Source organism: Paenibacillus lycopersici (assembly GCF_010119935.1).
Taxonomy (GTDB): domain Bacteria; phylum Bacillota; class Bacilli; order Paenibacillales; family Paenibacillaceae; genus Paenibacillus_Z; species Paenibacillus_Z lycopersici.
In genome coordinates this window covers 3,212,569-3,236,370 of record NZ_CP048209.1, presented here as the reverse complement: position 1 = coordinate 3,236,370, position 23,802 = coordinate 3,212,569, and the positions used below count along the sequence as shown (strand labels likewise).

The 23,802-nt window shown below is 56.9% G+C and carries 22 protein-coding genes; 4 read left to right on the top strand and 18 right to left on the bottom strand.

Annotation, left to right across the window (positions count from 1 at the left end):
- Nucleotides 1-16 precede the first annotated feature (16 nt).
- Nucleotides 17-1,117, top strand: a complete 1,101-nt coding sequence (locus tag GXP70_RS14395) for a GerAB/ArcD/ProY family transporter (protein ID WP_162357458.1) — start codon at nucleotides 17-19, stop codon at nucleotides 1,115-1,117.
- A 278-nt stretch (nucleotides 1,118-1,395) separates the two neighbouring features.
- On the opposite strand, the gene GXP70_RS14390 is transcribed toward GXP70_RS14395, so the two are convergent.
- The 7 genes from GXP70_RS14390 to GXP70_RS14360 form a co-directional block, all read right to left on the bottom strand.
- Nucleotides 1,396-2,145 carry an SDR family oxidoreductase gene (locus GXP70_RS14390; RefSeq protein WP_162357457.1) on the bottom strand — a complete coding sequence of 250 codons (750 nt, stop codon included), beginning with the start codon at nucleotides 2,143-2,145 and terminating at the stop codon, nucleotides 1,396-1,398.
- A gap of 227 nt (nucleotides 2,146-2,372) precedes the next feature.
- Complete coding sequence (gene sigJ / locus GXP70_RS14385) at nucleotides 2,373-3,236, bottom strand: RNA polymerase sigma factor SigJ (protein WP_162357456.1); 864 nt, start codon at nucleotides 3,234-3,236, stop codon at nucleotides 2,373-2,375.
- A gap of 299 nt (nucleotides 3,237-3,535) precedes the next feature.
- Nucleotides 3,536-4,348, bottom strand: coding sequence for a GNAT family N-acetyltransferase (locus GXP70_RS14380; RefSeq protein ID WP_162357455.1), 813 nt, complete (start codon nucleotides 4,346-4,348; stop codon nucleotides 3,536-3,538).
- Between the two features lie 32 nt (nucleotides 4,349-4,380).
- Nucleotides 4,381-4,848 (bottom strand): DinB family protein, encoded by a 468-nt coding sequence (locus GXP70_RS14375; protein WP_162357454.1) that lies wholly within the window; start codon nucleotides 4,846-4,848, stop codon nucleotides 4,381-4,383.
- A gap of 21 nt (nucleotides 4,849-4,869) precedes the next feature.
- A complete protein-coding gene (gene thyX, locus GXP70_RS14370; protein WP_162357453.1) occupies nucleotides 4,870-5,592 on the bottom strand; it encodes an FAD-dependent thymidylate synthase in 723 nt (240 codons plus the stop codon).
- A gap of 198 nt (nucleotides 5,593-5,790) precedes the next feature.
- Nucleotides 5,791-6,261, bottom strand: coding sequence for a CBO0543 family protein (locus tag GXP70_RS14365; RefSeq protein WP_225442802.1), 471 nt, complete (start codon nucleotides 6,259-6,261; stop codon nucleotides 5,791-5,793).
- Between the two features lie 149 nt (nucleotides 6,262-6,410).
- Nucleotides 6,411-7,193 carry a spermidine synthase gene (locus GXP70_RS14360; protein WP_225442801.1) on the bottom strand — a complete coding sequence of 261 codons (783 nt, stop codon included), beginning with the start codon at nucleotides 7,191-7,193 and terminating at the stop codon, nucleotides 6,411-6,413.
- A gap of 155 nt (nucleotides 7,194-7,348) precedes the next feature.
- Between GXP70_RS14360 and GXP70_RS14355 the strand changes: the two genes are divergently transcribed.
- Nucleotides 7,349-8,332 carry a Gfo/Idh/MocA family protein gene (locus tag GXP70_RS14355; RefSeq protein ID WP_162357451.1) on the top strand — a complete coding sequence of 328 codons (984 nt, stop codon included), beginning with the start codon at nucleotides 7,349-7,351 and terminating at the stop codon, nucleotides 8,330-8,332.
- 127 nt (nucleotides 8,333-8,459) lie between these two features.
- Here GXP70_RS14355 and GXP70_RS14350 read toward each other — a convergent pair whose 3' ends face one another.
- From GXP70_RS14350 to GXP70_RS14325, 6 genes are all read right to left on the bottom strand, one after another.
- A complete protein-coding gene (locus GXP70_RS14350) occupies nucleotides 8,460-10,289 on the bottom strand; it encodes an ABC transporter ATP-binding protein (protein WP_162357450.1) in 1,830 nt (609 codons plus the stop codon).
- Nucleotides 10,264-12,108, bottom strand: coding sequence for an ABC transporter ATP-binding protein (locus tag GXP70_RS14345; RefSeq protein WP_162357449.1), 1,845 nt, complete (start codon nucleotides 12,106-12,108; stop codon nucleotides 10,264-10,266). The genes GXP70_RS14350 and GXP70_RS14345 overlap by 26 nt, the downstream gene beginning before the upstream one ends.
- A 345-nt stretch (nucleotides 12,109-12,453) precedes the next feature.
- A complete protein-coding gene (locus tag GXP70_RS14340; RefSeq protein ID WP_162357448.1) occupies nucleotides 12,454-13,488 on the bottom strand; it encodes a Gfo/Idh/MocA family protein in 1,035 nt (344 codons plus the stop codon).
- Between the two features lie 102 nt (nucleotides 13,489-13,590).
- Complete coding sequence (locus GXP70_RS14335) at nucleotides 13,591-14,511, bottom strand: oxidoreductase (protein WP_162357447.1); 921 nt, start codon at nucleotides 14,509-14,511, stop codon at nucleotides 13,591-13,593.
- A 174-nt stretch (nucleotides 14,512-14,685) separates the two neighbouring features.
- Entirely contained in the window at nucleotides 14,686-15,000 is a 315-nt protein-coding gene (locus GXP70_RS14330) for a hypothetical protein (RefSeq protein WP_162357446.1), read from the bottom strand.
- Nucleotides 14,997-15,362: a DUF6864 domain-containing function gene (locus GXP70_RS14325; RefSeq protein ID WP_162357445.1), complete on the bottom strand. Its 366-nt coding sequence runs from the start codon at nucleotides 15,360-15,362 to the stop codon at nucleotides 14,997-14,999. The genes GXP70_RS14330 and GXP70_RS14325 overlap by 4 nt, the downstream gene beginning before the upstream one ends.
- 230 nt (nucleotides 15,363-15,592) lie before the next feature.
- On the opposite strand from GXP70_RS14325, the gene GXP70_RS14320 reads away from it, so the two are divergent.
- Nucleotides 15,593-16,183, top strand: a complete 591-nt coding sequence (locus GXP70_RS14320; protein ID WP_162357444.1) for a YjgB family protein — start codon at nucleotides 15,593-15,595, stop codon at nucleotides 16,181-16,183.
- Between the two features lie 180 nt (nucleotides 16,184-16,363).
- Nucleotides 16,364-17,590 (top strand): multidrug effflux MFS transporter, encoded by a 1,227-nt coding sequence (locus GXP70_RS14315; protein ID WP_162357443.1) that lies wholly within the window; start codon nucleotides 16,364-16,366, stop codon nucleotides 17,588-17,590.
- 118 nt (nucleotides 17,591-17,708) lie between these two features.
- On the opposite strand, the gene GXP70_RS14310 is transcribed toward GXP70_RS14315, so the two are convergent.
- The 5 genes from GXP70_RS14310 to GXP70_RS14290 all read right to left on the bottom strand — a co-directional run bounded on the left by GXP70_RS14310 (nucleotide 17,709) and on the right by GXP70_RS14290 (nucleotide 23,725).
- Entirely contained in the window at nucleotides 17,709-19,508 is a 1,800-nt protein-coding gene (locus GXP70_RS14310) for a discoidin domain-containing protein (protein ID WP_162357442.1), read from the bottom strand.
- Between the two features lie 341 nt (nucleotides 19,509-19,849).
- On the bottom strand, nucleotides 19,850-20,887 hold the full coding sequence (locus GXP70_RS14305; RefSeq protein ID WP_162357441.1) for a stalk domain-containing protein: 1,038 nt from the start codon (nucleotides 20,885-20,887) through the stop codon (nucleotides 19,850-19,852).
- Between the two features lie 280 nt (nucleotides 20,888-21,167).
- Nucleotides 21,168-21,380 carry a CLC_0170 family protein gene (locus tag GXP70_RS14300; protein ID WP_162357440.1) on the bottom strand — a complete coding sequence of 71 codons (213 nt, stop codon included), beginning with the start codon at nucleotides 21,378-21,380 and terminating at the stop codon, nucleotides 21,168-21,170.
- A gap of 25 nt (nucleotides 21,381-21,405) precedes the next feature.
- Nucleotides 21,406-22,632, bottom strand: a complete 1,227-nt coding sequence (locus tag GXP70_RS14295) for a Ger(x)C family spore germination protein (protein ID WP_162357439.1) — start codon at nucleotides 22,630-22,632, stop codon at nucleotides 21,406-21,408.
- Nucleotides 22,604-23,725, bottom strand: a complete 1,122-nt coding sequence (locus tag GXP70_RS14290) for a GerAB/ArcD/ProY family transporter (protein ID WP_162357438.1) — start codon at nucleotides 23,723-23,725, stop codon at nucleotides 22,604-22,606. The genes GXP70_RS14295 and GXP70_RS14290 overlap by 29 nt, the downstream gene beginning before the upstream one ends.
- Between the last annotated feature and the right edge of the window lie 77 nt (nucleotides 23,726-23,802).

Genomic DNA, 23,802 nt, shown 5'->3' with positions numbered 1-23,802 from the left:
GGGAGCGTCGGATGCCTTGAAAGTCAGCGGGTACCAGCTGTTCTGGCTGGTCAACATCTCATCGATGATCGTCTTCTCTTATCTCCCCCTGCAGCTGGCCGCGAAGGAATCGCGCCAGGACTGCTGGATTTCCATCTTGCTGGGCGCGCTGATCATGATGGCCATAACCTGGCTCATGCTCAGGGTATGCAAGCAGCACGCGGACAAGACGCTCGTCGGCTTCGCGAAAATGCTGCTCGGCACCGTAATCGGCAAATGTATCGTCATGGGGTATTTCTTGTTATGGTTCATACAGATGTCCATGATCGCGAAAGGCATGGCCGAATTTCAAAATCTGGTCATGCTGCATAACACGCCGACGATCTTCATCCTGCTGTGCATGTTGTTCCTCGTCACGTACGCGGTATATCGGGGCGGAATCGTCGCCATCGGCCGATGCGCGGAGGTCATCGGTCCGTTCTTCGTGTTCCTGCTGTTCGCCCAGCTGTTTCTCAACCCACAGGACATGGATATGAAGCGAATGCTGCCCGTCTATGCCGATTCGGGGTGGCTGCATATCCTGAAGGGGACGTACTATTCGATCAACTACCTCGTGGATCCTTCGATTGTTCTCATGCTGTATTATTTCGCGGAGAACAAACGGTCCGCTGCACGCGGGATCATGTGGGGGACGGCCGTCGCGATGGCATGGGGCGTCATCATGTCGCTTGTGCTTCTATTCGTGACCGGGCCCAACATGGCCGCCGAAATGATCGTTCCCGTCTACTCGCTGACCAAATTTGTTTCCATTCTCAATTTCATCCAGAACATCGATGCCTTCTTTATCCCCCTATGGCTGCTCGGCGCTTTCATTAAGATGGGGGTGGATCTGTTCATTCTCAGTTACGGCATATCCGAGTGGACCGGCATCAAGAACTGGAAGCTGGTCGCCTGCCTGATGTCGGCGGTGTGGCTGGCCTACTTAATCTATAGCTCGCACGATATCCGGATGACGGCTTCGCTCAAGAATGTCTATTTAATCGGGGGCTTCTATCCGTTCGTCTACGTGATCCTTCCGATACTGCTATGGCTGCTCGGCAGCATCCGGCAGTATCGCAGATCATGCTCCGGTTCGTGACGGTTCATACCGGCTGTCACAATAAGCGTCTACGATTCGCTTTAGCGGAGGACGAGAAAACACAACAGGCTGCCTATGCGGCAGCCTCGGCATGTAGATAAACCCATGTTTGATGACACGGAATGGCTCGCAATACCTGAACGGCTGACCTTGGTCAGTTCTGGCGGCCGCATCCCCGATCCCCGGCTTAGACAGCTCTAGCTGTTTGGCTCACATCGCTTCAAGACAGATTGGCAGCTGCCTGTCCATGATATTCCCTATGCCTCCCGGCAATGCGATCAGGAGCGCGCGAGCCAATCCGCCAAGCGAGTTGCTGCAATGCACGCTTTGCCGTCATCCGCAGGAACGAGCGAGCTATCGTCCACTTGGCCGCCGAAATAGCCTGCCTCGTTGTCCGTGACGACCTCGCGCTTATCCCCGGCCGCCCGTAAGGATAAACGGACGAATTCGTCCATCCCGATCTTCTCCGGTCCGGCTAGGTCGACAATGCCATTCACGGGCTTGTCCAACGCATAAGCTGCCAAAGCTGCGCTCACATCCGCGGCGGCGATAGGCTGCATGGCGGCGGAAGGCAAACGGACGGTCTGACCTTCCGTCGCCGTATAAGCGATGGCGCCGGCAAATTCGAAGAACTGCGTCGCTCTTACGATCGTGTAAGGAATGCCGGCTGCCTGGATCAGCTTCTCTTGGGCGACCTTGGCGTTGAAATACGCATTTCCGGGCGGACGGTCCGTGCCGACGATCGACAGGGCGACATAGTGCTGCACGCCCGCGTTCGCCGCCTCGGCTAGCAGATTCCCGGTCGATGTTGCGAAGAACGTCAGCACCGCTTGCTCTTCGAACGAAGGCGAGTTGGTAACGTCGACGACGACCTGCGCGCCGGCCAGCGCCGCAGCCAGCCCTTCGCCCGTTACCGAGTTGACGCCTAGGGACGGAGAAGCCGCCACTGCTTCGTGTCCGAGATTGTTCAGGTTCTGAACGAGTCCTCTGCCGATAAGCCCGCTGCCGCCGATCACTGCAATTTTCATAAGATTCCTCCTGGATTATAGCCCTATCCGCTGGGCGATTAAGTTTCTTGAAGCTGTCGTCTTGCCCGACACGCTTGTCCGACTTGCTTGTCCGACATTCATAGAACGACAGAGCCTATCGTTCTGTGACACCGGACGGCGAATCTGTTCTTGTGAACAATCATCAAGCAAGGCTCCAGGCCGCGACAAAAAGCGGAAAAGCGCCGCATCTATGGAAGAGCGGCGCTTCACTTTCCGACATGCCCCAGCTTATCGGGATTACGGACGAAATAGAGGTTGCGAATCGAATTTCCTTCGACGTGGAACAGCCCGACCGTATGAATGCCATCTTCCGACCGAAGGATAAGGGCGGGCTGCCCGTTCACAGGGGCGATATCGAAAATCGGTTCCCCATCCGCCGCAGCAAGACGGCGCACCGGACCGAGCAGAAATTCCGCAACGCGCGCTCTCGTAACGATCGGCTCCACGGCGGCGCGCACTTTGCCTCCTCCGTCTGAGACCAGCACGACAGCTTCGTCGAGCATGGACAACACTTGATTCACGTTACCTTGTTTGATCGCCGCGAGAAACCCGCTAATCCACGCTTCGCTGGCTTCATCGGCATGAACCGTTTCCTCGGAATCGATTCCCATTTTCGACTTGGCCCGGCTGTACAGCTTCCGGCAGTTCGTTTCCGTTTTATCGACGATCTTCGCGAGTTCGGCGTATTCGAAGCCGAACGCTTCGCGGAGGACGAAGACCATGCGCTCCGTCGTCGACAGCCGTTCCAGCAGCACCAGCGTCCCGTACGACAAGAGATCATCGCGAATGACCGACGATTCCAACGAATCCTCCGGATTGCTATAAGGCTCCGGAAGCCATTCGCCGAAATATTGCTCTCTCTTATTCCGAGCCGCCTTCCGCAAATCCCGGCAGCGGTTCGTGATCATTTTGCATAAATAAGCCTTAGGTTCGGCAAGCTTCTCCGGCAGAACGTCATAAATCTTCAGGAACACGTCCTGCACCGCATCCTCTGCATCCGAAACCGATCCGGTCAGCTGGTAGGCAAGCTTGAACAGCAGACCTTTATATTGCTCGTACAGCTCTTGCATTTTCCCACTTCCATCCTCGGCCTTATGCCCTTTCGTGCTTCCTTACAGGAAACCGCTCTAATGAAACGAGATCATGCGCCATTTTGTGACAACCGGACGATTGCCGGCGATCGCGCGATAAAAATCCTACATATGATTTCCCTCATTCCGGTAAATATGTGTCCCGCGAGCTAGTAGGGATCAACCTAACGCAACAAGGCATGAAGCATTCATCAACCTTGGCCGCCGAATTGTTCGCTTATATCGCTCCATGCGCCGAAACCCGGAACCCGTATGCTGCCAATCTGTACTGCCTTCTTCTATTTCGCAATGGAATATAGGTTGTACTCCCCCGTTCTGCGAAAACCCAGCTTCTCAGCCAATCTCCAGGAAGCTTCGTTGCAAGGCGAACAGTCCCAATAGGGCGACAGCTGCCTGCTACGCAGTTCCTCTATGCATGCTTTCGCAGTTGAGTAAGACAGCCCTTGCTTCCGGAAGGGCTCCAATGTTTTCACGCCCAGCGTATGCGTATTCCCGGCTGCAAATCCGGAGTAGCAAATGCTGACTATCCGCTCTTCCTGCATCGCGCAGTAGGCAACGCCATGCGCCATGAACTGATGAAGACTTCCCCAGAAACCGAGAAGCTCCGACTCTACAAATTCAAGATCCTTCATCCGAACGGAACCAAGCAACGCCGCGGTCAAGCGCACCACTTGAACAGAATCAGCAGGGCCGTCAGCCTGAGCATGAATACCCTCTTGCCGGCTCTGCTCGTACCATTTATAGATCAGCTGCGTCGACTTCATCATGCGCTTCCGGGCATATCGCCGTTCGATGACTGCATTCCAACCTTCATGCATGCCGGCTACTTCGAACAAACCGTTATCCAGATGCCGATGAACGAAGCGATCCAGCCCATGAAGAAATGACACATTGGTTTCGTCGCCGAGAAGAAAGAAGCCGCCAAGTCCTTCTGCCCAAAGCAGCGCTGAAACGGGATGCGCTGGATCATCTGTAACGATCCACCCGCTATTGATAAGATCCGCCACCGCAATTACTTCCGGAAATTGAAATCCACTTGTAAGCAACGGTTCCAAGAGGGCGTAATCCTTAGTTTCTAACTCATACAGCATAGGTGTTCACCTCATCTGGTAGCAGTGTGTGATTAGTCAGTCATATTGAGCCTCGCGAACGTAATGTAATCCACTTGAACCGGCTCGGCCGATTCGATCCGAAGCGCCCGATTGATCTGTCCCCGATGATATTGCCCATGTAAGAGGACCTGCGACAGGATGTCCCGGGCGGATGTTTGGAATGGAACCCCGCTCTGGTTCGCATAGTCGATTAACTCGTCCAACTCGAATTCCTTGAGCCCTTCGATATAGGCGCGATAGTGCTCGGCGTTCTCTTCGAACATGTTCCGGATCGCCGTCAGGTCCTCCGCATCCCCCCACAACGAATATTGCGCGCTGCTCTTGCCCTGCAGCCGGGACAGCCAGACTCGTTCCGCGATAGCGACATGCCGAACCAGCTTCAGTAGGTCCTTGTTCTTCGTCCCGCTCTCTTCGAGCGCGTCCAGGATGCGTCCGTCCGCCCAATACAGATGCTCCATCATGCTTTTGATCGTTTTCACTTCGGTTTCCCCCTCGTCGTCTTATCGATTACTATTGATACGTTCAGGAGCCAATTCTTCTAAGGAAATAGGGTAAATGGTTTGTATTAGCTCTAGGACAGCCTTTGCATAGTCCTGGATTTCTTGCTGCGCGTCATGCTCTAATCGTTGCACCAAGAAGTGAGCAACGGATTGAAGGGATGCAGTCCAATACCAGCGAACATACATTCCGTATGAAGGCAGGAACAATCGTGCTTGCTCAGCGCATATGCCTTCTTCTAAAGCTTGATCATACTTCTTTATTCCTAATTCGACGTAGGATAATAGCTCCTGCGTATATTTCTGGCCCAGTTCCCAAGCAATTATGTCGCCGCTGCCTTGTTTGGAGTTTACAGGCCTTGCTCTCCATTCATCTGCCTTCGGAGTATAAAAAGCGGGCTCTTCGGTTATGTATCGACGACTAGATTCGTTCCAGGCATCCAAACTGTCACCCGTTCCTTCATAATGAGCTGAACCAATAACGTATTTCCACCATTGTCTAGCGACCATTAGCGGAGCGTAAACTTCAAACTGCGCTATAGCATGCCTGAAAGGCGAAGTATGTCCTTCTCGTGCCAGGAACTTAATTAGCTTTAGATCGCGATCACTTAGTTTTCGTGATTCCTTTGCATATGAAACACGAGCGGCATTCACAACGGTTAAATCTGATCCCATATGATCAACAAGCCGTACATAACCCTTGTCGAGTACATGAACAATTGACATAATTCCTCTCCTTTCGTGCAGTTTCAATCGGTTCGCTTCTTGGGACAATTGGCAATACGTATATTATATTTCAAAATAATACCACCCATAAAGTGAAAGCTTTAGATGTCCCTTCTTCATGTTTTCGAGTGCGTCATTCCGCGTAAACCGCCCGAAATTGAAAAACAGCCGATCGTCAAAAAACGACCGGCTGCGACTTTATTCCAATTCCACCTCGAACGCATGCAGCAAGCAGCACACAATTACAATCGAAAAGAGATACGCGGTGACAGGTCGACGGTGATGCAGGATCATCATCGGAAACATCATCAAATCGAACAAGATCGAATAGAGCAGGCTCCAATTGTTCTGATACGAAATTCGGCCCGTATGCACCATCGCCCATTCCGTCAAGGAATATATGGCCGTCCATATCGCAACATGAAGGGATTTCTTCCAGAACCCCCGCTCCGGGAGCCTGGAGAGAAAGAGAAAGATGTTTAGCGGCATCGTAGCGATCGCGTAGACAACGACCGTTACCGTATGGTTGTACAGGAAGTCGGGGTGAAACTTCCACATCGTTTGATCCTTCGTCAAATATTCATACAGGAATGCTCCCACGGCCATGAATAGCATCGTCGGGTGATACTTCTTCCAATGCTTCCAGTCCGCCCATTTGAAGGCTGTCATTACGCTGAGGATTGCCAAACCAAGATGCACATGTATTCGCCTCGACCGTGTTAGAATGAATGTTGATTTTATTGTCCCAAAAACCGATTACTCTAATCACAGATATTTACAAATTTTCCATTCATCCATTTAACTCGATTATTCGGTCGTTACTGTCGCCCATCCTCCGTAATCACATGGCCCGCAACGGGCTCGAACGGTATGAATCCGGCCATGTCCCGTGCCCGGTACTCGATTCGGCGATTCTGCCCGACCAGCAGGATGTTCCGCGCCTCGTTCGCCCGGTCCGAGGGCAGCATGAAGGCCGACACGCGGGCGAACGTCTCGCGCATCGTCGCGTGAAGGGCGCCCATCGAACGATCGCCGGGTCCCCTGCCCGTCACGTTCAGAATGATCATCCCTCCGTCGTCCAGCTTGTCCGCAGCCGTCGCGAAGAAACGGTCCGTCGTCAGATGCCGGGGCACGCCGCTGTCGGTGAAGGCGTCCACGACGATGGCGTCGTATACGCCCGCTTCCTCGCTCTCCAGAATACGACGGCCGTCGCCGATCGCAATAGCCTCCCCTGCGGAGCCGAAAAAGCGTTCGCTCGCCTGAACGATCCGCGAGTCCAGCTCCGCCGTCTTGAACCGGGCACCCCGGCAATGCCGGGCGATCGTCCCGATTCCATGGCCAATCTGGAAAACGCGCTCCAGCTGCGGATGATTATGCGCCAGCAGATGGACGATCGCACGCGTATATTCGAACACCATCCGCTGCGGATCGTCCAGATCGAGCGCCCCCTGCACCGCCGCATCCGAGAACTGCAGCACCCGATAATTCCCTTTCTCGCCGTAAAGCTCGTTCACGTCTCCCACGACAAACCCGTCGCGGCCTTCTGCGGCCGCCGCTTCATAAAGTACGCGCATAGCAATCGCCTGTACTGTGGTCTTCACAGGCAGGCATGCCTCCTAACATTGAAATGGTTGACTCTATCTCCCGGATTCATGCATCGTCCAGTTTAGGATAGCCACTTTGATAGAGGCATGGTAAATTATACTTGATGCCGAGCCTTCGCGTCCGGCAGATCATGCATGAACGGAGTGAACACATGAAATCTGTGATCGGATGGGGTTTTATCGGCGCAGGGGGAATTACGAAGCGCGTCATGAACGACTTTAAACAATTGGGCGATGCTAGATTAGCCGCCGTCTATTCCCGTACCGGCGCCAATGCGGAGCAGCTGGCGCAGCCATACGGGGCGAAGGCTTACACCGACGTCGAAACGATGCTGCGGGATCCGGAAGTGGACGCGGTCTATGTCGCCACGCCTCACCACCTTCACATGGAACACGCTTGCTTGGCGTTGTCTTTAGGCAAGCCGGTACTCTGCGAGAAGCCGATAGCGCCGAATGCCGCGCAAGTTCGGACGATGGTCGAGAAAGCGAGAGAGACCGGAACGTTTCTCATGGAAGCGATGTGGACCCGGTTCTTCCCGGTAACGCGCAGAGTCATGCAGTGGGTGTCGGACGGCGCCATCGGAGATGTGCATTACTTGACGGCGGATTTCGGATTCGGTGCTTCCGAGAACCCGGAATCGCGCCTGTTCAACCCCCATACGGCCGGCGGAAGCCTGCTTGATGTCGGCGTCTATGCGGTCTCCTACGCTTCGATGATTTTCGGCGGCAAGCCCGTCGAGGTGCTCAGCCGTTCACGCTCTACATCTACCGGCGTGGATGCGCGAATGGCCTGTTTGCTTGAATACGAGAACGGGCAAATGGCTTCGCTCTACTCCTCCATCTCGGGTTCGACGCCGCAGGAGGTCCGCATCATCGGAACCAAGGGACATATTGAAGTTCCTCGTTTCTGGTCCCCTAGAGAAGCGAGATTGTTCGTAGGGAACCAGCTCGAGGAGGAATTCAAGGATGAACCGACCGGAGAAGGCTTCGGCTATGAATTCGCGGCCGTGCATGAAGACCTGCGCGCAGGCAGACAAGAAAACGCGCTGATCCCGCTCGACGAATCGATCGCGATCGCCGAGACGCTGGACCGCATGCGCGCCCAGTGGGGGCTCGTCTATCCGTTCGAGGCATAGACCGCGAAGCAAGCCAACGCGCGAATCCTGCCAACCGTGCACGCGCTACCCGATCACGCGGCGGAGCCTGAAGACTCCGCCGCGATCGGGACTTGTCTGAGCTGCGCGCGAGCATGCGCTTCACCGCTTACGCGCTTACGTAATACTGCGCCTGGGCATTCCACAACTCGGCGTACTTCCCGCCTCTATCGCCTACAAGCTCATCGTGAGAGCCCCGCTGTATGAGCCGGCCCTCGTGAAACACCGCGATGTCGTGGCAGAACCGGCAGGACGAGAGCCGGTGGGAGACGAAGATCGCCGTCTTGCCGCCGATGATCTCATGGAATCGCGAGTAGATCTCGAACTCCGCGATAGGATCCAGCGCCGCCGTCGGCTCGTCGAGCACCACGAACGGCGCGTTCTTATACAGCGCCCTTGCCAGCGCCACCTTCTGCGCCTCGCCTCCCGATATCTCGACGCCGTCGTCGGAGAAATCCTTGTGCAAATAGGATTGAAGTCCGTTCTGCATCTCCTTCAGCTTCTCGCCGAACCCTGCCGTCGCCAGACATTCCTCCGCCAATTTCGCGTCATAGGATTCGGACGCGGCCACGTTTTGTCCAAGCGAGAACGAATACAGCATGAAATCCTGAAACACGACGCTGAAAATCCTCATGTACGATGCGTGGTCATACTCCCTGATGTCGACGCCGTTTAAGGTAATCATGCCTTCCGTAGGCTCGTAAAGCCGGCACAGGAGCTTAATCAGGGTTGTCTTGCCGCTGCCGTTCATTCCCACGATGGCCAGCCGTTGGCCGACATGTAGCTTCATATTCAACCGTTCGATCGCGTAACGGTCCGCGCCGGGGTACTTGAACGACACGTCGCGGAACTCGAATGCCAGCTCGCCTTGCGGGATCTGCCGGTCGCCGCCGGTCTTCCGCATGTTGTCCGGCAGGTCAAGATACCGGAACACCAGATCGAGATACCGATTGTTCGTCATATAATTGCCCAGAACGCCGATCAGAGCGGCCAATGCGCCGACAGCGCCGGTAACCGCGCCGATATACTGCACCACGCTGCCGACGGGATACATGCCATAGAGCGCCCGCAGGCCGATAAACAGGTAGACGCTGCCTGCCAGCGCGGCATTCATCGCCGCCGCGAGCGCGTTATTCTTGCCGAGCAAGTCGAAGAACTTGTACCAATACGAGAGCCCGTCCGATTTTCTGTAATGTTCCTCGATCGCAGGCGCTTGCCTGTACAAGCGAATGTCCTTCGCGGCGTTCTTGGCCTGCATATAGTCGCCAAAAAAATGGATGTAGGTGTTCGCCTTCGGGTTGACCTCGATGGCCTGCTGCAGAATTCGCTGCTCCCGCTTCTTGATGGCATACGTAAACGGCAGAATGAGCAGGACGAGCATGAACAACAGACCCGTGGCTAACGGCGATGTGACGAAGTTCTGCTCATGGGACGAGGCCGCTGCGAACATGCCGGCCACCAGCGCAATCGACGCTCCCAGCTCGAACAACGGCTGCAGCAGCTCGGGCAGGCCCCAGTGCAGGCGCAAGATGCCAAGGCCGTTGCCGTTCGTCTTCGCCTCGATATCCGCGAGCAGCTCGTTATTCGCGGCATCTTCGATCTGATCGTAATTCAACTGCATGTAGCGATTGCCGAGGAAGAAGTAGAACCGCGCCCACAGCGTGCTGTTCAAGGTCGCGATCCGGCGCGTCGCCACGGCATTCAATGCCTTCAGGATAAACCCGATCCCCACGGCAAGAGCGGCATACAGAACGATGCGCCCGGTATCGCGCGCGCCGGCCAGCTCGTTGATGATCCTGGCGGAGAAGAAGAGCACCGCGAACGGCTGCACGGCCTTGATGAACGACGTGACGAACGCAAGCGGGATATACGTTGGCGTCAGACGGTTGACAATGCCGTATCCGCGCAGAAGATTATGCCAGATTGAACGCGTTTTCATGTTCGGATACATCCCCTTCCTTATAGTAGTGCGACTGCACATGGAACATCTCGGCGTATTTTCCGCCGGCTCGCATAAGCTCGTCGTGCGTGCCGCATTCGGCAATGCCGCCGCCGTCGATCAACAGAATCCGGTCGCAGAAGCGCGTGCTTGCCAGCCTGTGGGAAATATAGATCGACGTTTTGCCGTCCGTCAGCTCGGCGTAACGCCGATAGATTTCGCTCTCGGCGATCGGGTCAAGCGCCGCCGTCGGCTCATCCAGGATGATGACCGGCGCGTCTTTGTAGAGCGCGCGCGCAAGCGCGAGCTTCTGCTTCTCGCCGCCGGAGAGCTCGACGGCATCGTTGTGAACGCGGCGCACAAGCTGCGTCAGCTCGCCTTTCTCAAGCCCGTTCACCTTGTCCGCCAGCCCTGATAGCGCCAGGCATTCCCTTACCTTCCGGTAGTCCGTTCGATCGGGCGACTGCTGGGATACGTTCCCGGCAATATCGCAGCAGAAGAGGTGGATGTCCTGGAACACGGTGGAGAGCAACGTGTAATACTCGTCCCTGTTATATCGCGCTATATCGACGCCGCCCAACATGATTTCCCCGCTTGTCGGCCGATAGAGCCCGCAAATCAGCTTGATTAACGTCGTCTTCCCTGCGCCGTTCGCGCCGACGATGGCGATGCGCTCTCCAGGCTTGATCTCAAGGTCGATGCCGCTGAGCGTCGGCGTCTCCGCATCCGGATAAGCATACCCCGCGTTCTTCAGCGTAATGGCCGGCGGAAGGCTGCTGCCGGCGGGCAGCGCATGGCCGGGGCCGGTATTGGAGCGATCCGGCACGTCAAGGTAGACGCGAATGTCGGACAGTTCGCTTATGGCGCGCAGCAGCTCGCTGGAATGGGTGACGATCCCCGACAGCCATCCCGCAAACGCGCCGATGGCGGCAAATGCCAGCACGAAGTTGCCCAGCGTGATATCGTCGTTCAGCAGCAAGTAGATCAAATACGCGTACGCGGCGCCGTCGCGGATCAGGCTGAGCAGCGCGTCCGACAGCTGCGCCTTCATATCCCCCGTGGCTACCTTGTGCTCCTTATCTTCGGCGGCGCCAAGCACGTTGCGGAAGATGCCGCCGAATAGCCCGCCAAGGTTATACAGGCGCATGTCCTTGCCGCCGGAAGGCTCCTTCGCTGCCCGATGGATATACCCGAGCTTGCCCTGAAGCTTGGACCGGTCCTCGCGCGTATCCTTCTCGATCTTGCGCGCTCGCGAGAGTGCGAGCCAATTGACTCCCGCCGATACGGCCAGGAAGAGAATGATGAGGGGATGCACGTTAATGATGATCGCTCCGTATGTAAGAAACCCCAAGACGTTCAGCAATAGCTGCGACAGGAAGCGAGGGATGTTGGAGGCCGGCGAGTGGTTGCTTTGCATCGCCCGTCCCGCCTTCTCGCCCAGCTTGGCGTAACCGGGACTCTCCAGCACCTCGAAATCCATGTGCAGCCGCTTGCGCATGGAGACTTGAAGGTGGCTCAATATGCTGATGGTGCCTACGGACTCATTGGTGATGAGATCCGCGTAGCTTTTGGCGCTGCTCAGTACGGCCAGCAGCAGCGCCATTACGCCCACCGCCAGGATAAACTCGCCGGGCGCGACGCGTGCGGCAAGATTGTCGATGACAATCTTGGGCATCAGGATATTGACGAACGGCAGGGCGACGCCGATCAGCGCCGAGCCGGCGCAGCAGATCAAGGTCATGGGCCTTGCCCGCCAATGCAGCCGCATGGAGTATGCGATGTTCGACCATGCGGAGTAGGCTGCTTTTTCTTGCGACACGCGAATACCTCCTTTAATGATGAACGTATGTACAGTGCGCACTGTCGTGAACAGCATAGCGTATCCCCGTATGCATGCCTATAAAGTGGTAGTTGAATCGCAGTCCGAGCCGTATATTCAACCGCTGGTTGAATGACCGGCTTCCGGCGACGGCTTTCGGGCGAATCTTCCGCATGGTTACGCCGCCTTACATCCGGAATAACGTTCGAAACCGCCGACTGTTGGACGATGAGCGCAAAATAAACCTAAAAAAAGCCCTTCAACCGAAAGACAGCGTCTTACCGGTATCCGGGCTTCGTCGGTTAGGCCGATCTTACGTCTCGGCCGCGATGCGGCCGTTCTCCATCATGAACGGCGTCGGCGTTGGACGCCTCCTTCGAGCGGCGCGATCGCTACCCGTCTCTTCTCGCGCGCGGAAGCCAGACAAGCTTCGATGACATGAACCGTTCGCACGGCGTCCCAAGGGCTGACCGGTTCAGGCTCTCCGTGAAGCACTGTCCGGGCGAACCTGTCCAGCAGCGACAGCTGCTGGTTTCCGCGCGCGAACGGCTCCGTCCGCATCTCGCCGCTCACGGTGACTTGAATATCGGGACTCAGGTCGCTGCGAAGCGAGAATGCCGACGGCAGCCGGATCATGCCCTGCGTGCCCCGGATTTCCAGCGTATTGGCGAATTCCGCCCATAATCCGCACTGGAACGTCAAGGCCGCATCGCCCGGAAATTCGACGAGACCGGAGGCCATCATATCGACGTCGTCATGATCCGGCGAGAAGAAAGCCTGCATCGTTGCGGCCACCGGTTCCATCTCCAGCACATAACGGGCCGCGCTGAGCAAGTAACAGCCGATATCGTACATACTGCCGCCGCCCATATCCCTGCGGAATCGGATATCGCCCTCCATCGCGGAGCGATCCGACGTGAAGACGCCGTGAACGGATCTAACCGCGCCGATCTCGCCGGAGCGGAGTATTTCCTTAATACGGTCGTAGCGCGGATGGCAGCGGTACATCATGTTCTCCTGAATGCGGACGCCGTACTGCTCGCATGCCTTGACCATCCGTGCCGCATCGCGCTCCGACATCGCCATCGGCTTCTCGACCAGCGCATGCTTGCCTGCCCGCGCGGCATGAATCGTCCATTCCAGGTGCAGATGATTCGGCAGCGGGATGTAGACCGCATCGACGTGCGGATGTTCGAGCAATTCCTCGTAGCTGCCGTAGGCGTCTTGTATGCCGTGAACGTCCGCGAACGCCCGGGCTTTCGACGTATCGCGGCTGGCAACGGCGACGATCTCATGCATATCCGAAGCACGGACGGCAGGTATGAATGCCTTTGCGGCAATTTGGGCGCATCCCATAATTCCCCAGCGCAGTTTCCTCATTAGCTCTCCTCCAGATCCGGCAGCCGCATGTCGCTCGACGGCTGCCCGCGAATGATTCGATCACCCTAGCAATACTTACGATCGCTGCCGTTCACCCGGTTATCATTGAAAATCATAACGTACCCCTGTCGAACGCTCGGTAACATCCCATAATCGTGCGGCGACCTTCGGATCGTCGATGCCGTTGATTGCAGGATCGAGCGCCGGGTATCCCCGCTTCGCGCCTTTGCCGTCGGGTCCGATATATTCGCCGCCATGGAGCAAGGGCGACGCCGCGGCGTACAGGCTCGGGAGCGCGCCCATTTCCGCGCTTTGGAACAGCCGCTTCATCAGGAAGAGGAGCAAGCCGTTCGATGTATTCCCCGACCCGCGCGACGTAATATTCGTCGCCGCGATGCCGGGATGGCAGGCGATGCTGATCGTGTCCGCGCCGGCTTGGGCGAGCCGGCGCTGGAGCTCCATGGCGAACAGCACGTTTGCGAGTTTGCTCTGCCGATAGAACGTAAACCCTTGGTAGCCTTTGGCGCCGTCGAGGTTATCGAAATCGATGCGGCCGCTTCTCGCTGCCAAGCTGCCGACCGTAACGACGCGGGATCGGGGCGTTCGAAGCAAGAGGGGCAGCAGATGACCCGTAAGCGCATAATGGCCCGCATGGTTCGTTCCGAATTGCAGCTCGAATCCGTCCTTGGTTCGCTGGTACGGCGGCATCATCACGCCAGCGTTGTTGATCAAGACGGATAAGCCGGCATAGCGCTCGCGATACGCCGCCGCAAACGAGCGAATGCCGCTCAGATCGCCCAGATCCAGCTTCATGACCTTCACTTTCGCGTTCGCGTGCCGCCGGCGAATTTGCTCTGCCGCCGCTTCGCCCTTCAGGACGTTGCGAACGGCGACGATCACTTCCGCGCCTTTGCCAGCAAGCGCCATCGCCGTATGCAATCCAAGCCCGCTGCTGGAACCGGTAATGACGATCGTTTTGCCGGATTGGTCGGGGATCATCGCTTCGTCCCATTGCTTTGCCATGTGTGAGCTCTCCTTTTCGCACGCCTGCCTATCATCTTCTATCATGGACGGAATGGCTCCCGATCTCAATAGATTTCTTCAATAATAACGAAGCTTCTGATTGCTTCATAACAAAAAAGACCCGAAGCGCCTTCGAGGAGGCGTCCGGGTTTCATTGCATGATCGTCAAGCTGGCTAGCCGCCGATGTCCTTCGACCGCGATCCGATCAAATAGCCGATAATCGTCGATTCGACGGGAAGCACCACGAGCGTCCACATCTCCTTCAAGCCGAAATCGGGCGAACGGAATTGGTCGGGAAGCAGCGTATACACCAGCGCGATGAGAAGCACGCCGAGCGTAATCGTGCCGACGATGTACAGGCGCACGTTCTCGCCCGAGCCGAAGAATTTGCCGAGGAAGCCGAGCTCCGCCTTGCGCTTGTCGTTCTCGGCGTTCGCCGCGATGATCTTGCCGGCTACCCGCGGATCCTGGATTTCGATTTTGTTCATGCCGTCCCTACCCCCTCGCCCGAGAAGAACGTGAAGGCCAGCGCCCAAGACGTCGCATCGTAATTAACGGTCACCTCGTAGCGCAGCGAGAGTTTGCGGTTGTTCAGCACGCCGAGTTGAATCATGTCTTGACTGCCGGTCGGTTTGCCTCGCGGGAAATTGATGCAGGCGATGCGGACTTCGTTATAACGGACCAGACGGATATCCGTCATGATATCGTCTCGCTCCGGTTCATGCTCCATGCAGAACACGAACGTCAGCGGATCGTTCTCTTCCGACAGTACGATTTCGATCGGATTCATTCCGTAGGCGAGCACGCGGCCGTAATACACGGCTTCGCATCCGCCGGACGTAATTCTCATCGTTATCCCTCCGCGGCGATCTGTCATCGAACAAGCTCTTACTACAGTGTACGAGCGATCGAACGAGTTCATGTCTACCGACGGACGACCGCATCGTCTGACGCGATTCAGAGCCTGAATCGCATCAGCCAGCAATTGACATGCAACCTATTGCGGCTTATCCGCGTCAAGAAAGTGAAATCGCGATGAATGCGGTCGCGCGAGTCCGACATCATGAGGAGGAAAGCAGAATGAACGTATTCGCATCGATGAAGAAAACGGCGATAGCCGCGGTAACGGTTGGAACGCTGGCGCTGTCCACGGCCGGAGCCGCCGCACCGTCTCACGCGGCAGCCGACAGCGCCGCTCCCGTTGACGCCCATATGCAAGCTTTTCAAACGCTGATGAGCTTCTACAAACCGGCTCTCCAAGGACAATTTCCGAACTTCCACGGCTTCGCCATAGGTTCCACGTCTCATGAAACGGTTATCAAAACGATCGGCAAAGCCGAAGCTCCGGCCACGGATGCCGACGGCTTCGACGTGTACCATGCCGAAATGGGCCATCCCGGTTACGCCATCAACTATAAGCTGGATAAAATCCGCGAAATGCGCTACTTCGGAACGAATGTCGAGCGCGAGACCAATCTGGGCGGCATCACCGTGCGGATGCTCGTTCAGCACTGGGGCGCCCCGCATGCATCGACCCTCTTCAAGACCGGCAAGACCGTGCAAAAGAAATTGACCTACGTCCGCGGCAGCTACCTGCTGGAATTCATCTTCAACGGCACGAGCGGAACGGGATTGGATCACATCAACCTCGTGCGCAAAGCAGTAAAGTAATGACGAGCGTCCGGTGACCGAATATCGGCCAAGCAAAGAGACGGCTTCTGATGAATCAGCGGCCGCCTCTTTGTTCGTTGCGCCGGTTCCCGCGAAAAAAACCGTTCGCTCCCACTTCTATTCCTGTCTTAACTCATGTATAATCATGAAAACCTTGAACAGGAGTGGAGATACAAGAACATGCTGCAAGAGAATAAGACGAATCGTTGGCGGCTTGTCCTGCTGTTAGGCGCCTTCTCGGCGCTGGGACCTCTGACGATCGATATGTATTTGCCCTCATTCCCCGAGATTACGGCGGATTTCGGCACGAAAGCGTCGCTCGTGCAGCTCAGCCTAACAGCCTGCCTGATCGGTCTCGGACTCGGGCAGATCGTGATGGGCCCCTTAAGCGACGTGCACGGAAGACGCAGACCGGTCATTTATTCGCTTGTGCTCTATTTGGCCGCTTCGTTCATCTGCGCGATATCCCCGAATATCTATTGTTTCATCGCCGCTCGGTTCATCCAAGGCTTCGCGGCTTCTGCCGGAATCGTGATATCCCGGGCGGTCGTTCGCGACTTGTACAGCGGGCCCGAGCTCACGCGGTTTTTCTCCATGCTCATGCTGGTGAACAATCTGTTTCCGCTCATCGCGCCGGTGGCCGGAAGCGGCGTCATCTCGTTTACGACCTGGATCGGCGTGTTTATCGTACTGGGCGCCGTAGGCATCGTGCTGGTACTGCTTGCAACCGCGGGGCTGAAAGAAACGCTGCCTCCCGAGAACAGGATGTCCAGCAATTTCGGCCAGCTGTTCCAGGGAATTCAAACCCTGCTGCGCGACCGCCAGTTTCTCGGTTACGCCTTAGCCCAAGGCATTATGATCGGCGGCGTATTCGCCTACGTATCCGGAACGCCGTTCATATATCAGAAAATATACGGCGCTTCGCCGCAGCTCTTCGCGCTGCTGTTCGGCTCGAACGGCATCAGCCTGATCATCGGTTCGCAGCTCGTCGGCCGCCTGAACCGCGTCGTGTCGGAGCGTCGTTTCCTTGTGATCGGCCTTCTCCTCTCGGCCGCGTCCAGCCTGATCGCTTTGACCGTCATTCTGCTGCACGGACCGCTGTTCGCGCTCGTGCCGCCGCTGTTTTGTTTCGTCGCGTCCATCGGGATCACGTCCACCGCTTCGTTCTCGCTCGCGATGGAATCGCAGAGCCATATGGCGGGAAGCGCATCGGCGGTGCTGGGGCTGCTGCCGTTCCTGCTTGGCGCGATTACGTCGCCGCTCGTCGGCATCGCCGGCGAATATTCAGCCGTGCCGATGGGCGTGATCATCCTGTCGACAAGCTTGTTGGCGCTGCTGGCCTACTTCGGACTGGCGCAAAAGCGCCGCATCATGAATCCGGCCGTGTTGAAAGAATTAGGCTCGTGATCGTGATGGGCGTATAATCGCATATCGCAAGGCAAGAAGGCCGCCTGGTTTCCAGTCGGCCTTCGCCATGCGATCAAGAGAGATTATAAGCCGGGATGGTGCTTTCCGGTTATCCCGTCTACGGTTGATACCCGATCTGAATCTCCGAGGCGGAAGCCCTGCTCGACGATTCGGATTGGTTCTGACCGGCGGTAAGCGCGACAAGCTTCACGTAGCGCGCGGTGACGGGATTGAAGTTGGATTCGTACCAGATGCCGGGCACGTTCGGCCACTCGCCTTCGTCGACTTTCGTCCAGTTCGCGTTGTCGACGCTGACCCATACCTGGTACTGCTGGATTCGCGCCACCCATTCATAATCGCTCAGGAAGTAGCGCAGCTGTTTGACGTTCGAGTACGATTGACCCAAGTCGACGGTGATGGATTGCGGAAGCCCCTGCGTCGTGCTGGATGCCCACTTCGTGCCAGGATTGCCATCCAGCACGTTGGCCGGCCCTTCGTTCCATCCGCCTCCGGTCTCGCTGGTCGCCGTCGCCGTGCTGGACGCTCCCGGGACGTAAGCAATCGAACCGTTATTGCCTCCGTTGTTCCCGCCGTTATTACCGCTGCCTGCCTCGTACACTCTCACCCAGTCGACATACATGTCGTTCGAGTTGCCGTAACGGAGGAAATCGGGGTCATACGAATACGTTCCGTCCGCATTCGCATGAATGACATGATCGGAGACGGCGCCGTTAATCAGGAAGTAATTGCCCAGCTGATAACTGAGCGCAAGCGTCGGATGGGAAGCGACCTCGACGTTGTCTACGTAATAATAGGTCGTGCTCTGCGTGATATACACCCCGAAGATGTGGAAGCCCATCGCCAGGTTGATGTTGCCGAACGTTGGCGTGTCGAGCTGCGCCCACGTTCCCCCGCCGTTGGCCGCCGACGGGTTCGGCGCGTTCGCGCCGCTCCATGGATGCCAGGCAATGGAGTATTGGTACGGCCACGCCATGTAGCCTTCCAGCACGTCCAGCTCGTCGACCGCGTAATTGCCGTTCCCGAGCGGATTATCGGCGTAATTGTTGGCCGTTAAGGTCCAGAAGGCCGGCCACATGCCCGGCGTCGGAGGCGCGAAGATCCGGGCTTCGAAATATTGATCGGTTCCGCCTTGCGTATGGAATCCCGAACCGTCCATGGCTTCCGAGGCGATCAACCCGGTGGTCGCCTTCTGCTGCCAGCCGGCCCTCGGGCTCGAGTAACCGTCTCCGCGGTACGTTGTCGTGATTTTCAAATACTCGTCGTCGGAGAGGCTGAACGGATCGTAGGCGCCTCCGCGATCTTCGAACGCGGCATAGCCGAACTGGCCGCCCGACCGCGTATCCGGCTTCACCGAAGCGTACGTCGTTCCCTCGCCGCTGAACGAAATCGACGGCATCGTTTTGAAGTCGTCGGAGAAGGTCAGGTTCATGTTCGCGGTAACGGGATTGACCGGCGCGTTCGCCAGCCCTGTTTTCCATGCCACTCCTCCCGTGTTGTAGAGCTGCAGATAAGCATCGTCCAGGTCCCCGCCGTTCTGCCATACCCGGATCCGCAGCGTAATCGGACCTTTCGGGTAATCGTTAGCCGGGAAGGTGACGGAACCGTGGCCGTTCGCATCCAGCGCAATGATGCCGCCGACGGATTCACGGGTGCCGTTGGTGTTCACGCTGCCGTCCGACGGCTGCTTCTGTACGTATAACGCCGCGGTCGTTCCGCCCGGGCAGACGAACTCGATGACCGTATTGCCGCTAATCGCAGAGCGATAAGCCGGGGATAGGACAGTGGTCTTGCCCGCCGCATCGTCGGCCGATACGATGGAGGGGAATAGAGCGATAAGCATCATCATTACCAATGAACCGTATAAGCTGTGCTTCGCGGCTCCTCTGAACCTCTTCATGTTATTCATCTCTCCTTTCATTCTCGCCTTGCCTCCTTGCAAATGCTCGATAAGAGCGCTTATTTCGGGGATTCGCCACCTCCTTGTCGGTTGTTGCTTACGGCTGCGGTCTTGCAATTCCATCGTAACCCCCGCTTATAACCGGTTTACATGGGGGAATCATCCGATTTTACCGGTCATTCTTAAGCAATTGCGGATGAGGCACGAATCGGGTCCCCTAATAAAAAGGCATGCGTCCGGCGCGATACCGAACGCATGCCTGTCAGGCCGCCCGTTGATGTTGTCGAGACTGGTCTGTTGATATTGCCGAGGCTGTTTGTCGATGCTGTCGAGCTAACGCGTCAGAACACTCTTCGCGCCGTCACGAATCGGTCCTTCCATTGTCCGTCGAAATCCTCGATATGCACGCCCAGCTTGTCCGAGTAGGTATGAAGGATTTTGCCGTCCCCGGCATAGATGCCCACATGTCCGATATCGAGCCCCCGCGCGCTGAAGAACAGCAAGTCTCCCTTGCGCAGATCGGCGAGCTTGACCTCCCTGCCCTCCTTCGCCTGATCGTAGGAGACGCGGGGCAGATCGATCCCGAGCACTTCGCCGAACACGCGCTTCACGAAAGATGAACAATCGAAGGCGTCGGTCTGATTCGCAGCCGCGCCGAATTCGTAATGCGTGCCGATGAAGGTCGATCCGAACGCGATAAGCGCATCCGCCTGCTTCATCGTTAGTTCCGGACTCGAATAATCCGAATACTTCGGCTTGGCCGACATGAATCCGATCTTCCCGTCCTCCGTCTGCACTTCGAGCCAATTCGCGTCGATGGCTCGGATCACATGGATCCGCTGTCCTTTGGCAAGCATCCGAATAAGCGTGGCGGCCTCTTCCGAGCTCGGTTCGCTTCGCAAGTTAACGCCGAATGTAATCTCGGTCTCGAACGCATGGGCGGACGAGATGCTGATCGACCGGTCGTAAGCATGCCATTGGACGACATTGCCCAGCATTTCGCTTACGAACCGCAGCGGTACCATGGAGAATCCGCCGATCAGCTTACCGGGAGCCGCTAAATCTTGTTTGTCCCGGTTCTTGTAAGCCGTATGATCGCCTAGCCGATAGGTAATGATCGTATTGCCTTTGGTCGCCGTAACCGATTGCGTACGCTCGTCCCAGATTACTTCAGCCCCCTCCGCCTCGAATATCGGACGAACGGGCACATAGCTGACCCCGTTCTCGATCACGGGCGGCGCGGGAAAATCCAGCGGATGACCGTCCAGCAGCAGCGACGGCGGCAGCTCCGGCTCCGCATGCGCGCGTTCAGCCTGCACCGGCGATATCGTCAAGAGCAGCAGCGCGCAAACGGCGTATTTAATTGTGCTTTGTTGCATATAGAGGACACCCTTTCCAGTCTGGTTAATGATTAGACGCGAATGAATTCCATTTGTTTTGAAATTATGCGAATTGGACGATTTTACCAAGCCAAAATGGCCGACCCCGAAGGATCAGCCATGACGGCAATACGGTATACGAATCAGCCTGCCGCGGCGATTACGACGATAATATGGACGACGTTTGACCATCTTGACCATCCGGCCGTCTTGATGGCGAAGCCGAGAGCGGCTGCCTGAACGCGCTAATGGGCATTCGACAGCCCGAATCGCGTAGCGATCAGAAAAAGATGCTCTTCAACACGTACAAGGCAGCGCCCAGCGTGACGTTCGTCCAGCCCAGGAACCGGGAGAGCATCTGTTCCGTTCGCATCTGCTCTTTCTTGTACCCGGCGGCGTCGAAACGTACCAGAATGAATCCGGTCACGAGCAGCAACGGCACCGCGTAACTGATGAAGCTGATGGTATAGCCGCTGAGAAAGCCGCTGAGCATCATTCATTCCTCCCGGTATCTGCGGTCAGCTCGCCTTCATGCCGACGCGTCTGACGTTGACGATAACATTGATATCGAAGTCCATGTCCTTGTACGTCTCCTGCCATTGTTCCTTCGTTTTGATCTTGGCGTTCCAGTAGCCAGGCTTCTTCGCGCGAATGTATTCGCCGAATCCGAAAATATCGCTGCCCACGCGCTGCGTCTGCTCGATCAACTGCCGGCAAAGCTTCTTGGCCTTGCCTACCTCGACGTCTTGAATTTGCTGGACAACGCCCGGTTGATCCAATTTGAACTCCTTGTTCAGCTTCTCTTCGATGTTGACTTCCAGCACGATCTGGATCGTGAAATGAGGCTTGCCGTCCCGGATGCTTGCCTTCCACTTCGTATTGCGATGCGTCGTGGTCGTCATCACCATCCGCTGAGGTCCCTCCAGCATGACGTAGACGTGGTAGCCGGCAGGATTAACGCCCTTGATCGCCATGAACGAGCCGATCTGCAGCGGCTTCGTCGTGCCCATCATCTTCGAGCCTTTGAAATAAGCCAAGCCCTGGATTTCGACATTCTGCTCCTCGCGAAGCTCCACGTACGGCAGAAAGCCCTCTTCGCCTTTCTTGGAGGAATTGCTCCAGAAGATGCCGATGTAATCCCGCGGAAATTTTCCCATGTTGATGCCTTCGTCCAGCGTGGACATGAGATACAGCGTCGGAATCCGCTCCAGCTTGGGCGCGGCCTTCAAGAATGCCATGGCGCTGCCTTTGGACACCATCAGCCAGGCCATTCGGCGAACCTCCGAATTGCGCCGGAAGAAATCGTTCACGTTGTCGATGCCGGTCTTGGCGTATTCCTGGGAGATGACGATGACGCGCAAATGGCCGAAGAAAATCCGGCTCGAGACCTGCTGCTGCAATTTCATGAACGCGTCATCGAGCGTGTAGCCGTCCACGTGGATCAACCATACCGTCTGCTTCGGATCCGACGTACCGCCGCCGCCTTCGCCGGGACCTAACGGAATCCTCCCCGGCAGGGCGATCTGCACCGCTACCCGGATCATGCCCAGCTGCGGTGCGGGCATAGTGCCGCTATAGTGGGTGACATCGTCGTTATCGCTGCCCCGTTTGGCCTTATCGATCGAAACGCCGAGCACGACGGCACGGTCTTCGATTTCGAGCCGGTCCCAGCAGCCCGCAAGCAGCGGGACGAGCAGTGCCATCGCGGCGGACAGCTTAACGAGACTGCTCCATCGCTTGTTCATTCGGTCGATTCCCCCGCTTCTTGCGGATAAGCGCCACGATCAGCAGCAATCCAGGGTAGCCGATCGTGATCACCAATCCGATCGTTCCGACGAGCTCGATGATGTCGTACATCTGAAAGACGTTCTTCGGAATGAGCGCCAGAATGAAGACGAACGGCATGAAGAAGCTGGAGAACGCCTTATGGTCCTTCAGCCGGAACAGCTCGGTCGTCATCCGGATCGTCAAGAAATAGGTGGTCAGCAGCGTCGTGAAGACCGCCATGACCCAGACCGCCAAGAAGGCTGCGTCCAGCCGCTCCAGTACGTTCGCGGGCAGCGTCGTCGCCTTCGCCAGCTCAAGCGTCGGCCAGAGCAAATGCTTGATTTCTTCGGGCCCGAACACGCTCACGGCGGCGATGACGATCGATACGTATAAGCCTCCGGCGATAACGATGCCCCAGAAGCTGGCCAGTATGGCCCGATCGGGCCGGCGCATGGCGGGGATGATGAGCGTCATCACGAACGAGCCCTGAAACAAGGACGCGACGGTCGTGATGCCGTGCAGCATGCCGCTCGGATCGTTGCCCCATATCGGCTGCAGGTTGATCCAGTCCGCGTTCTTCATGGAGAGCGCGACGATCAGGAAGCCCGGCCCTAGGAGCAGCGGAAAATAAAAATGGTGCATGTACGCGAACGTCCGGATGCCGTTCCTGCAGGAAAGGGTCGCCAGCGCCAGCATGACGATAACGGTAACCTCGACCGGGGTGCGCTTCAAGACGGAGGTGACGACGACTTCCCCGAATTCCCGCGCGGCCAGCGACGTCAGGATGGCGAAGAAGGCGATAATCGCAATACTGCCGATCCATGCCAGCCAGCGGCCGATAATCGCTTCGCTGTACCGAATGATGGACTGATTCGGGAACCGAACGCCTAGCAGGGTAATGATGAACAGGCCGACATAACCGAGCCCCATGCCAAGCAGCGTAACGAGCGGCGCCCCGGAGTCCGCCGCCTTGACGGCGAACAGCGGGAGCGCAAGCACGCCTACGCCGATAATACTGCTGGCTAATATCGCCGATGTCTGGATCGCCGTTATTTGACGCAAATTATTCATCGTTCAGTTCCCCTTTCCGTCGCCGTTCGCGTTGTCGGACTGCCGGTTCGTGCCGCCCTGCCGGTTTCCACTGTTCT